We start from the raw sequence: 10,862 nt of genomic DNA on the forward strand, positions 1-10,862 counted from the left end.
TGCCGCACTCAGGCAGCCACGCTTCCGTGTTTTTCTTCCCATTGTTTGCGGCTGTTTTTCAGTATGTCGATGACCAACAGTGCCTTCGCTTCGTCGGCGCACATGTCTTCCAAAAACATGGCGTTGTTGTCGCGCACCCAGCTCAGCGGCATTTCCCACCAGGCCAGTTCCAGCAGCGCTTCACGGACTTTTTCCGTGAAGCGGTAGCGGATCAGGCGTGCGGGCGAGCCCGCATACACGCCATACGGTTCGCTGCGGAAATTGGGTGGCAGCAGCGAGCGGGCGCCGATAACGCAGCCGTTTTCGATCACGCAGCCGCCCAGCACCATCACTTCGTCGCCTATCCAGACATCATTCTTGATCACTGTGTCGGCATATTGTGGCGGGGGGGCATTTTTCAATCCGCCGCCGAGGATCGACAGCATGTATGTCGAGATCGTGCGCATTTCATGCCGGCCGTTGAGCAGGAAGCGCAGGCGCGAGCCGCCGGCCACATAGCGACCCACGCACAGGCTTTGCTGCCCGCTGTCGTATTTTACCAGCGAGCCGACGCCAAAACCGGAGCCACGTCCTATGTAGAAGTGCCCGCTGGTCGGTTCCAGGTCCAGCCAGTTTCGGAAAAATTGATGGGGCAGGGTGCTGATGGCGCCATCGTCGTAGCCGAGTACCGTGAATTGGCCAGACCACGGATGGTTCTCCGCCACACCGGAAAAATTGGTTTCAGTGGAAATGTTCATCAGACTATGTTCCGTATCGATGCTTGTTGCAGCGCGGGGGCGGCGATCATGGCGATGATGGCATCCACGCTTGCCATCTCCAGGTCCGGATAGATGGGAAGGCAAATCACTTGCGATGATGCCAGGCGCGCCACGGGGAGATTTGCGTGCGCTGCGGACGGCATGCCGCGGTACATGGGGAAGTCGCTGATCAAAGGGTAAAAGTAGCGGCGCGCGTAGATTTCCTGGTCGCGCAACAGCTGGAACAGGGCGTCGCGGGCCAGCGGGTAGCCGGGACCCACCAATATCGGGAAATACGCATGGTTGGCCGCCTCGCCTTCACCCTGCTGCAGGCAAGTGATGCCGTCGATGCCGGCCAGTTGCTGCCGGTAGTGCGCATCGATGGCCTTGCGCTTTTGGCGCGCGCCGTCGATACCCTTGAGCTGCAGCAAGCCGAAGGCGGCATTGATCTCGCTCATTTTGCCATTGATGCCTGCCGCGACCACCGTGACTTCATCGACGAAGCCGAAGTTTTTCAGGTGGTCGATGCGCTGCTTGGTCTTGGCGTCTGGGCAGACGATGGCGCCGCCTTCGAAGGTGTTGAAAATTTTGGTGGCGTGAAAACTGATCACGGAAAGATCGCCATGATTGAGCACGCTGCCGCCCCGGTGGCGCACGCCAAACGCATGCGCCGCGTCGTAGATGACCTTCAAATTGTAGTTGTCCGCAACTTTCTCGATGGCTTCGATATCGCATGGCCGGCCGTAGCAATGCACGGGCATGATGGCGGTGGTCTGTGGCGTGATGGCCGCCTCGATCTTGCTCGGGTCGAGGTTCAGGCTGTGCGGCTCGATATCGGCAAACACGGGCTTGATATTGTTCCACAGCAAAGAATGGGCAGTGGCGACAAATGAATACGGCGTCGTGATGACTTCGCCGTTGATGCGCAGCGCCTGCAAGGCTGTCATCAGCGCCAGCGTACCATTGGCGAACAGGCAGATGTGCTTGACGCCCAGGTAGTCGCACAGCGCTTGCTCGAGCTGCTGGTGGAACGGGCCGCCATTGGTCAGGATCTTGTTGTCCCAGATCGCCTCCAGATAAGGCAGGAAATCTGCCAGGGGCGGCAGCAGGGGCTGGGTGACATACACCGGTTTGTTTTTTTGATCGCTCATCATAATCCGATCGGCGGGTTGGGCACGGCCACGGGGGCTTCGAACGAGATGGGAGGCAAGCCGTCGCACCAGCGTTGCCAGATGATGCGCAAGCCATTTTCCAGACCTTCCGTGATCAGCTTGGGCTTGCCCATAGTCGAGCGTTCCAGGCGGTGCCGCATGCTGAAGCGGTAGGCTCCCAGCAGCATGGGATTGCCTGCCATAGCCACACCCTTGCGCACGAAATCGTCGCCGTCGCTGGCAATGAATTCTTCCAGCTCGATCTGGCGCAGGATCATCGTGCCGGCTCGGCTGGGCAAGGTGGGACCGGCCACCGTGAGCGTGGGCACGCCCATCCACAGCGCATGGAAGGTGGTCGTGCCGCCGCCGTACGGGAAGGTGTCGAGGCAAATGTCGACGCGGTGGTGCATGGCCATGAATTGTGTTATGCCGGTACGTCCTTCAAAGGTCAGGCGCTCCAACGCGATGCCTTCTTCCCCGAACCAGGCCTCCAGTTGTTTTGGCGCTTCGGATTTCGGCATGGCGGCGAGCAGCATCCTGGAATCCGGAAGGGCGCGCAGCAACCGGCACCAGTGCGCGACCACCTGGCGGTTGATCTTATTCAAACGATTGAAGCTACCGAAGGTTATATAGCCATTTGCCAGGGCGGGCGCGGGCTGCACGGCGGGTGCAAATACGGATGGAAGGAAGGGCACGCAGGCCGGCAGCAGCAATAATTTCTCGGTGAACTGGCTGTCTAATTCCCCGGGCGGCGAAAAAAACGGGTCGCTCAGGTAGTAATCCATGGCCTGCAAGCCCGTGGTGAGCGGATAGCCGATCCAGCTTGCCTGGACAGGTGCAGGTTTTGCAGCGAACATCAGCAGGCGGTTCTTGCCAGTGTGACCAGATAGATCGATCAGGATATCGATGCCATCGTCGCGAATCAGGTGTGCCAGGTCGGGGTCGGACAGGTGCTCGACCTGACGCCAGTGGGGAATGACTTCACGCAGGCGCTCTGTGATATCGTCGTTTTGCGCATTATTGTGGTAGGCATACAGTGACAATTGGGCACCATCTACGATATTTTCCAAGATTGGAATAAGGAAGTGTGGCACCGGATGGTTAAGCAGGTCGCCTGACACAAAGCCCACCTTCAGGGTGCGCAGCGGGTCGCGGGTATTGTCGTGCGGCAGCGGGTTCTTGGTGACGTGCTTTTCGAACGTTTCACTAAAGCGCTGATGCTCGGCAAATAGTGTTGGGGCATCAATGTTGGCGCTATGCAACAGCAAGAACAGGTAGTTGCTGAACAGGGTTTCCCACAGCGGGCAAACGGCCAGTCCCTTGCGGCAGGTTGCAAGAGCTTCGTCTAGTCGGCCAATATTGCTGAAAGTGGCGCTGATATTGACGTAGGCATCGCGATAGTCGGGATTGATTGCCAGCGTCTTGTGATAGCAATCGAGGGCCAGCAGAGGTTCACTCATGAGCACGTGGCAATTGCCGAGTGCAAAGTGAGCGCGATCAAATTCGGCGTCGATAGCGAGAGCGGCCAGATAAGTCTGCCTGGCCAGTTCGATTTGATTCTGCGCCTGTTGTGTCGAACCTAGGTTAATGAGCGCCGAGGTGTTTTTCGGATGCAATTCCAGCGCGCGCGCGTACGCAGCGGTAGCTTCGTCGTAAGCCTTCAATTCCTGTAGAACGACGCCGAGGTTGTTATGCGTCTCGCTATTGTCTGGTTCGTACTTGAGCGCCTGGTGGTATGACGCTACGGCCTGCTCGAAGCGCTTAATGGTGTTGTAGTAGTCGCCCAGGTGCTTATGCATTGCGGCGTTTTCAGGCGCCATGTCGATGGCCTGTTGAAAGTACTTTAGCGCATTGTCCCTGTCTTCGGCGCTCCCGTAGGCGATCGCGAGCTGGGCGCAGGTTGGCGCATCGTCAGGTTGCAGGCGCTGCGCGCGCATGCAGTACTCGATGGCTGCAGTGTAGTTCTTGTGCTTGCATTGAAGTAATCCCAGATTGCTCAACGCCTGTGGGAAGTCGCCATCGAGCGCGATCGCTTGTTCATACGCAGCGATGGCTTCCTCTACCCGGCCCAGCCACTGAAGTGCGCGTCCCAGATTGTTGTACAGCTTGGCGTCGTCGGCATGCAAATTGATGCCAGATTGACAGGTTTTTACCGCACTCTCGTAATCTTCGGCCTCATGCAGCGCCGCCGCCAGATTGGCATGTGCCGCTTTGGTGTGCGGCGCAAGTTGGAGCACAGCCCGATAGCTGACGATGGCCGCTTGCCATTGTTTCAGGTCTTGCTGCGCGTTGCCCAGATTTAGGTAGATTTCAGCGTCGCCCGGCAGCAGGGCCAGTGCACTTTGATAACAAATGACGGCTTCGGCGCTGCGCCGCATGGCCTGCAATGTATTGCCCAGGTTGAAATGTCCCTTGGCATAGTCTGGGCGCAGCGCCAGCGCTTGCCGGTATGCCTGTTCGGCTTGCTCCAGCTTGCCTTGCGCCTGCAGCGCCGCTGCCAGGTTGCCATGCGCCTCGACAAAGTCCGGATTCAATTCCAGCGCCCGCGTATAGCTGTCGACCGCTTGCGCATACATGCCACGTTCCTGCCATGCGGTGCCCAGGTTGCCATGCGCTTCGGCATCGTTAGGGGCCAGTTGCGCGGTTTTTTGCAGGGCCTCGAAGGCATCCTTGCCCTGTAATTGCATGGCGGTGCCCAGCACGCTCCAGGCAAAGTCCGACTCGGGGTAGCGCTGCGTCAGGGCGTGGCTGGCCACTTCCAGTTCGGCATGGTGGCCGGCTTGATACAACTCAATGACGTGCTGCGTTTCCTGCGCTGTCGGCGTGCTTGCTATGGCCGTTTCGATGCGGCTGCGCAAGCCCTGCGACTGTTCGTTGTCGAGCCCGCGCGTGATGGCTGCCGTGACGATCTCCAGCGCCTGTTCGCGTTCGCCCGCCTTGAGCAAGCCATCCGCATACGACAGCCAGAACTGGCCTTCGTCGGGGTTGACCGACAGCGCCTTGTGCAGATACGGCAAGCCGGCCTGGTATTGCCCGACCTGTCCCGCCAGCAAGCCCATATTGTGGTTGGCAATGGCGTGATACGGCTGTGCCTGCAAAATCGCCAGGTACAGCTCTTCCGCCTCGGCATACCGGCCAGCTTGGTGTGCAGTGATGGCCTGCTGCAATTCGGCGTCGAGGGGCGCTGCGGGATGGGCGTTTGCGTTCATGGGAGGGGGGAGGTGAAATAGTTAGCAGAGGGAATTGTAACTGCTGGAAGTGCTTCTGAGAAACATTCGAGGCGGAATTTTTCCAGGAATGCTGTCGCAATGCAAACTTGGTGTTGCTGGCGGGTCAAAGCACGGAGGAATATGATGTATTTAATAAAAAACAGCGCGCTACCGTTGGGTAGGGCGCTGTCTTCCTGCAAGCTGGCGACGCTGCTTACATATTCGGATAATTCGGACCGCCGCCACCCTCCGGCGTCACCCACACGATGTTTTGCGTCGGGTCCTTGATGTCGCAGGTCTTGCAGTGCACGCAGTTTTGCGCATTGATCTGCAGGCGCTCGGCGCCGTCGTCGTTTTTCACGAACTCGTACACGCCGGCGGGACAGTAGCGCGCTTCCGGGCCCGCATACGTGGCCAGGTTGACGTCGACGGGCACGCTGGCGTTTTTCAAGGTCAGGTGGATGGGCTGGTCTTCCGCGTGGTTCGTGTTCGAGATGAAGACGGACGACATCTTGTCGAAGGTCAGCTTGCCATCGGGTTTCGGATACACGATCTTTTTCGACTGGGCTGCCGGCTTCAGGCATTCATGGTCGCCATGCGTGTGGTGCAGGGTCCACGGCGCCTTGCCGCGGAAGAGGAGCTGGTCGACGGCCGTCATCACGCTGCCCAGGTACAGGCCCTTCGACAGCCAAGGCTTGACGTTGCGCGCTACGTGCAGCTCTTCATGCAGCCACGATTGTTCAAACGCGACAGGGTAGCTGGACAGTTCGTCGTGCTGGCGCTGTTCGCCCAGCGCGCCGAAGGCCGCGTCCGCCGCCAGCATGCCGCTCTTGATGGCTGCGTGGCTGCCCTTGATGCGGCTCATGTTCAGGAAGCCCGCATCGCAGCCGATCAGCGCGCCGCCGGCGAACACCAGTTTCGGCAACGATTGCAGGCCGCCGGCCGTGATCGCGCGCGCGCCGTAGGAAATGCGCTTGCCGCCTTCGAAGAACTTGCGGATTTCCGGATGCGTCTTGTAGCGCTGGAATTCCTCGTACGGCGACAAATACGGGTTTTCGTAGGCCAGGCCGACCACGTAGCCAACCATCACCTGGTTGTTTTCCAGGTGGTACAGGAAGGAGCCGCCGTAGGTCTTCGCGTCCAGTGGCCAGCCGGTCGAGTGGATCACCAGGCCCGGCTGGTGCAGGGCAGGGTCGATTTCCCACAATTCCTTGATGCCGATGCCGTACGATTGCGGGTCCTTGCCGGCGTTCAAGTCATACTTGGCCATCAATTGCTTGCCCAGGTGGCCGCGCGCGCCTTCGGCGAACAGGGTGTACTTGGCATGCAATTCCATGCCCAGTTGGAAGTCGGGGCCCGGTTCGCCGTCGCGCTTGACGCCCATATTGCCGGTTGCCACGCCTTTCACGGAACCGTCGTCGTTGTAGAGGATTTCCGCGGCAGGGAAGCCAGGGAAGATTTCCACGCCCAGGTTTTCCGCCTGCTGGCCCATCCAACGCACCACATTGCCCAGCGAGACGATGTAATTGCCGTGGTTTTCAAAGCAGGCCGGTACGGCGAAGTTCGGTGTCTTGTAGGCTTTGGTTTCCGTCAGGAACAGGATGCGGTCTTCCGTCACTGCCGTGTTCAGGGGCGCGCCCAGTTCTTTCCAGTTCGGAATCAGTTCGCTCAAAGCTTTCGGGTCCATGATGGCGCCGGACAGGATATGCGCGCCCAGTTCGCCGCCTTTTTCCAGCACGCAGACGGACACTTCCTGGCTCTTTTCAGCGGCCAGCTGCTTCAGGCGGATGGCCGCCGCCAAGCCTGCGGGGCCACCGCCGACGATCACCACGTCATACTCCATGGTCTCGCGCGGTCCGTACTGTTCAACTAAGTTATTAGGCTGTGTCATGGTCTCGATTGTTAGTCACTAAATGGGTGGGTGAGGAATCTTCGGATAAATTTAAGCACGAGTGTGCTTGTTTTTGACGAGGATTGCAACTTTGGCGCCATTTTGCGTGACATTGCCCCTCGCCGCAATCTAAATCCGGCCATTTTGTGTAATGATGGCGTTTACCTTTGCTCAACTGTGGCGCAGGGTATTTTGCCCCTGTGCCAGTGGCGCGGCGTAAAGTGTTATCTAAAACAAAACAGGAGTAGCTCGTGGGCATAGAAGTCAATTTCGAGGGCAAGATTGCCCTGATTACCGGCGCATCGAGCGGCCTCGGCGCGCGCTTTGCGAAAGTGCTGGCCCAGGCCGGCGCGCAGGTCGTGCTGGCGTCGCGCCGCACCGAACGCCTGAAGGAGTTGCGCGCCGAAATCGAAGCCGATGGCGGCGCCGCGCACGTGGTGTCGCTCGACGTGACCGACTTTGCCAGCATCAAGTCGGCCATCGCGCATGCGGAAACGGAAGCGGGCCCCATCGATATCCTCGTCAACAATTCCGGTGTCTCCACCACGCAACGCCTGGTCGACGTCACGCCCGAAGATTATTCGTTCGTGATGGACACCAATTTGCGCGGCTCCTTCTTCGTGGCCCAGCAAACGGCCAAGCGCATGATTGCGCGCGCCAAGGGCGACCCGAAGAAGCAGCACCGCATCATCAATATCGCCTCGATGGCGGGCTTGCAGGTGTTGCCGCAGATCGGCGTGTATTGCATGAGCAAGGCCGGCATGGTGCACATGACACGCGCCATGGCCGTGGAGTGGGGCAAGTATGGCATCAACACCAACGCCATCTGCCCCGGTTACATTTCCACGGAAATCAATGAAGATTACTTCGCCACCGAGCAGGGCAAGAAGCTGATCGAGATGCTGCCGAACAAGCGCCCGGGCAAGCCGGAAGACCTGGACGGGCTGCTGCTGTTGCTGGCGGGCGAGGATTCGCACTTTATCAACGGCGCGATCATTTCCGCAGACGGTGGAATGAGTACCTTCTAACCCTGCAGCTGCAGTCCCACCAGCTTGTGTACCAGCTCCGAAGACGTCGATGCGGCGAACTTGCGCATCAGCTTGGCGCGGTGCATTTCCACCGTGCGGGGGCTGAGGTCGATCTGGCGGGCGATGACCTTGCTGGTCTTGCCTTCCACCAGCAGGGCGGCGATTTCGCGCTCGCGCGGGGTCAGCTCGGCCGTCACGGGGCGTTTCTCGCTGACATCCTCGAACGTCCAGATGCCCGCTCCCAGCGGTTGGTTCGACAGCATGGCGTGGCCCGTGACGTGGCACCAGAACAATTCACCGGTACTGCGGCGCATGATGCGCTCGTCCGAATAGCGGCCCCTGGCATTCATGATGGGGATGATGCGGTCACCCGTGCGCAGGAATTCGTCGTGCGTGGGGTAGAGTACTTCGAAGGACTGGTCGTCGAGTTGCGCGCGCGCATAGCCGAACATGGATGCCAGCGCCTCGTTGCAGCTGCGCATGATGCGGTTTTCCGACATGCACATGCCCACGGGCGCGTGCAGGAAGATGCTTTCATAATCGATGGCTGACGCGGCGTTCATCTGATACGTATCACTCTCACAGTGGGATGGCCGGCACGGCGCCGGTAGTTCTACGGTATTGTACTTTCCACTCGCGTATTTTATGCTGAGTCGCTGCCTGAGTCATGGACTCAAGAACAAAGCTTAACAAAAGATAGAGGGACACCCATGAATAAAGTTTATCCTGACGCCGCCTCGGCGCTGGCCGGTATCGTCCAAGATGGCCAGACCATCGCCGTCGGTGGCTTCGGCCTGTGCGGCATTCCCGAAGCACTGATCGCTGCCTTGCGCGATTCGGGCGTGACGGGCCTGACGGCCATTTCCAACAACGCCGGCGTGGACGGCTTCGGCCTGGGCCAGCTCTTGACAACGCGCCAGATCAAGAAAATGATCGCCTCCTACGTGGGCGAAAACAAGGAATTCGCGCGCCAGTACCTTTCCGGCGAACTGGAACTGGAATTCACGCCGCAAGGCACCCTGGCTGAAAAACTGCGCGCCGGTGGCGCCGGCATTCCCGCCTTCTTCACCAAGACGGGCGTGGGCACCATCGTTGCCGACGGCAAGGAAATCCGCGAATTCGACGGCGAACAATACGTGATGGAACGCAGCCTGGTGGCCGATGTGTCGCTGGTGAAAGCCTACATGGCTGACCGCGCCGGCAATTTGGTTTATCGCAAGACGGCGCGCAATTTCAACCCGAACGTGGCCATGGCGGGCAAGATTACCATCGTCGAGGTGGAGAAACTGGTCGAAGTGGGCGAAATCGACCCGGACCAGGTGCATACACCGAGCATCTACGTGCACCGCATCGTGGTCAACGCGAACCCGGAAAAACGCATCGAGCAGCGCACCGTGCGCACCGAAGCATAAAAAAGAATACGGAGATTAATATGGCTTGGACACGTGATGAAATGGCCGCGCGCGCGGCGAAAGAGCTGCAGGATGGCTTTTATGTGAACCTGGGCATTGGCTTGCCGACCCTGGTGGCGAACTATGTGCCGGACAATATGGAAGTGTTTTTGCAGTCGGAAAACGGCTTGCTGGGCATCGGCCCGTTTCCCACCGACGCGCAAGTCGACGCCGACCTGATCAACGCGGGCAAGCAGACGGTGACGGCCTTGCCCGGCGCCGCCTACTTCAGCTCGGCCGACTCCTTCGGCATGATTCGTGGCGGCAAGATCAACCTGGCCATCCTGGGCGCCATGCAAGTGTCGGAAAAGGGCGACCTGGCGAATTGGATGATTCCAGGCAAGATGGTCAAGGGCATGGGCGGCGCCATGGACCTGGTCGCCGGCGTCAAGCGCGTCGTCGTGCTGATGGAGCACGTGGCCACGGCCAAGGATGGCACGACGTCGCATAAATTGCTGAAACAGTGCGACTTGCCGCTGACGGGCGTGGGCGTGGTCGATGTCATCATCAGCGACCTGGGTGTCATCGACGTGACGGAAAACGGCTTGAAACTGGTGGAACTGGCGCCGGGCGTGAGCAAGGAACAAGTGCAGGCCGCCACGGGCGCTGAGCTGGACGTTTCGGCCGTGTAAGCGGAATAAGCGGATCGTCGTATTGAAGAGGGGCGGACAGCGATGTCCGCCTTTTTTTATGCGCCAGCCTTGGCGCGCAGCCCGTCCAGGCTGTAGGCGCCGGCACCCGCAGCGGCGAAGTACAGGAAAGTGAAGCAGTACATCACGGCCATTTCGCCGCCGTTCAGGATGGGCAGGAAGCCGTTAGGTGCGTGCATCATGAAATAGCCCACTGCCATCTGGCCCGACAGGATGAAGGCGACGGGGCGCGTGAACAGGCCGACCAGCAGCAAGCTGCCGCCGACGAGCTCGATGACGCCGGCCGCGCCCATCACGGACGCCAGTTGCAGGCCGTCGAACATGGCGACATGCGGTGCGCCGAACAGCTTGGCCGTACCATGTTGCAGGAAGAGAAAGCCGAGGATGATGCGCAGCAGGCCCAGCAGGCGTGGGTTCCAGGTGGCGTAGAAGGCGGGCGAGAGGGACATGAGGTACTCCATTCAAAAAGGTGGATGGTTCGGTGTCAGGCTTGCATTAACGCAAAGTCATTATGCGCGAGCCTGGCGGCGACCAGGTGACAGCACTGTAATGCTTTTTGAATCATTGATCATCATGATAAATATTGATGCATGATTTACTGTGTGTTGATGATGCGATAAAACTCGCGTGCAATGAAAAAAGCCCCGCAGAGCGATCTGCGGGGCTTTTCAATGAGGCGGTCAGCTTACTTGACGATACTCACGGCCGGTGCAACGTGGGCGTCGTCGGTCGGGTGGGTGGGATG

General features: G+C 59.4%; 9 protein-coding genes. 3 read left to right on the top strand and 6 right to left on the bottom strand.

Annotated features, from left to right (window positions below; genetic code table 11):
* Positions 1 to 8: 8 nt before the first annotated feature.
* The 4 genes from CSZ94_RS15210 to CSZ94_RS15225 all read right to left on the bottom strand — a co-directional run bounded on the left by CSZ94_RS15210 (position 9) and on the right by CSZ94_RS15225 (position 6,988).
* Positions 9 to 737 carry an acetyltransferase gene (locus CSZ94_RS15210; protein ID WP_102122273.1) on the bottom strand — a complete coding sequence of 243 codons (729 nt, stop codon included), beginning with the start codon at positions 735 to 737 and terminating at the stop codon, positions 9 to 11.
* Entirely contained in the window at positions 737 to 1,891 is a 1,155-nt protein-coding gene (locus CSZ94_RS15215; RefSeq protein ID WP_308410567.1) for a DegT/DnrJ/EryC1/StrS family aminotransferase, read from the bottom strand. The genes CSZ94_RS15210 and CSZ94_RS15215 overlap by 1 nt, the downstream gene beginning before the upstream one ends.
* Positions 1,888 to 5,097, bottom strand: a complete 3,210-nt coding sequence (locus CSZ94_RS15220; protein ID WP_102122275.1) for a tetratricopeptide repeat protein — start codon at positions 5,095 to 5,097, stop codon at positions 1,888 to 1,890. The genes CSZ94_RS15215 and CSZ94_RS15220 overlap by 4 nt, the downstream gene beginning before the upstream one ends.
* A 214-nt stretch (positions 5,098 to 5,311) precedes the next feature.
* On the bottom strand, positions 5,312 to 6,988 hold the full coding sequence (locus CSZ94_RS15225; protein ID WP_180977492.1) for an electron transfer flavoprotein-ubiquinone oxidoreductase: 1,677 nt from the start codon (positions 6,986 to 6,988) through the stop codon (positions 5,312 to 5,314).
* A 251-nt stretch (positions 6,989 to 7,239) separates the two neighbouring features.
* On the opposite strand from CSZ94_RS15225, the gene CSZ94_RS15230 reads away from it, so the two are divergent.
* A complete protein-coding gene (locus CSZ94_RS15230) occupies positions 7,240 to 8,016 on the top strand; it encodes an SDR family oxidoreductase (RefSeq protein ID WP_034752351.1) in 777 nt (258 codons plus the stop codon).
* Here the strand turns inward: CSZ94_RS15230 and CSZ94_RS15235 are convergent.
* Entirely contained in the window at positions 8,013 to 8,579 is a 567-nt protein-coding gene (locus tag CSZ94_RS15235; RefSeq protein WP_102122277.1) for a LuxR C-terminal-related transcriptional regulator, read from the bottom strand. The genes CSZ94_RS15230 and CSZ94_RS15235 overlap by 4 nt on opposite strands.
* Before the next feature lie 147 nt (positions 8,580 to 8,726).
* Here CSZ94_RS15235 and CSZ94_RS15240 point away from each other — a divergent pair, with 147 nt between their 5' ends.
* Both CSZ94_RS15240 and CSZ94_RS15245 read left to right on the top strand, forming a co-directional pair.
* A complete protein-coding gene (locus CSZ94_RS15240) occupies positions 8,727 to 9,428 on the top strand; it encodes a CoA transferase subunit A (RefSeq protein WP_102122278.1) in 702 nt (233 codons plus the stop codon).
* A 20-nt stretch (positions 9,429 to 9,448) separates the two neighbouring features.
* Positions 9,449 to 10,099 carry a CoA transferase subunit B gene (locus tag CSZ94_RS15245; protein WP_102122279.1) on the top strand — a complete coding sequence of 217 codons (651 nt, stop codon included), beginning with the start codon at positions 9,449 to 9,451 and terminating at the stop codon, positions 10,097 to 10,099.
* 56 nt (positions 10,100 to 10,155) lie between these two features.
* Here the strand turns inward: CSZ94_RS15245 and CSZ94_RS15250 are convergent, their stop codons facing one another.
* Positions 10,156 to 10,566, bottom strand: a complete 411-nt coding sequence (locus CSZ94_RS15250; protein ID WP_102122280.1) for a DoxX family protein — start codon at positions 10,564 to 10,566, stop codon at positions 10,156 to 10,158.
* Positions 10,567 to 10,862: the final 296 nt, after the last annotated feature.

The organism is Janthinobacterium sp. ROICE36 (assembly GCF_002869965.1).
Classification (GTDB): Bacteria; Pseudomonadota; Gammaproteobacteria; order Burkholderiales; family Burkholderiaceae_D; genus Janthinobacterium.

Excerpts from the sequence above, each read along its gene's own strand:
- CSZ94_RS15250 (WP_102122280.1), bottom strand. The coding sequence starts at position 10,566 with ATGTCCCTCTCGCCCGCCTTCTACGCCACCTGGAACCCACGCCTGCTG.
- CSZ94_RS15225 (WP_180977492.1), bottom strand. The coding sequence starts at position 6,988 with ATGACACAGCCTAATAACTTAGTTGAACAGTACGGACCGCGCGAGACC.
- CSZ94_RS15215 (WP_308410567.1), bottom strand. The coding sequence starts at position 1,891 with ATGATGAGCGATCAAAAAAACAAACCGGTGTATGTCACCCAGCCCCTG.
- CSZ94_RS15210 (WP_102122273.1), bottom strand. The coding sequence starts at position 737 with ATGAACATTTCCACTGAAACCAATTTTTCCGGTGTGGCGGAGAACCAT.
- CSZ94_RS15220 (WP_102122275.1), bottom strand. The coding sequence starts at position 5,097 with ATGAACGCAAACGCCCATCCCGCAGCGCCCCTCGACGCCGAATTGCAG.
- CSZ94_RS15240 (WP_102122278.1), top strand. The coding sequence starts at position 8,727 with ATGAATAAAGTTTATCCTGACGCCGCCTCGGCGCTGGCCGGTATCGTC.
- CSZ94_RS15235 (WP_102122277.1), bottom strand. The coding sequence starts at position 8,579 with ATGAACGCCGCGTCAGCCATCGATTATGAAAGCATCTTCCTGCACGCG.
- CSZ94_RS15245 (WP_102122279.1), top strand. The coding sequence starts at position 9,449 with ATGGCTTGGACACGTGATGAAATGGCCGCGCGCGCGGCGAAAGAGCTG.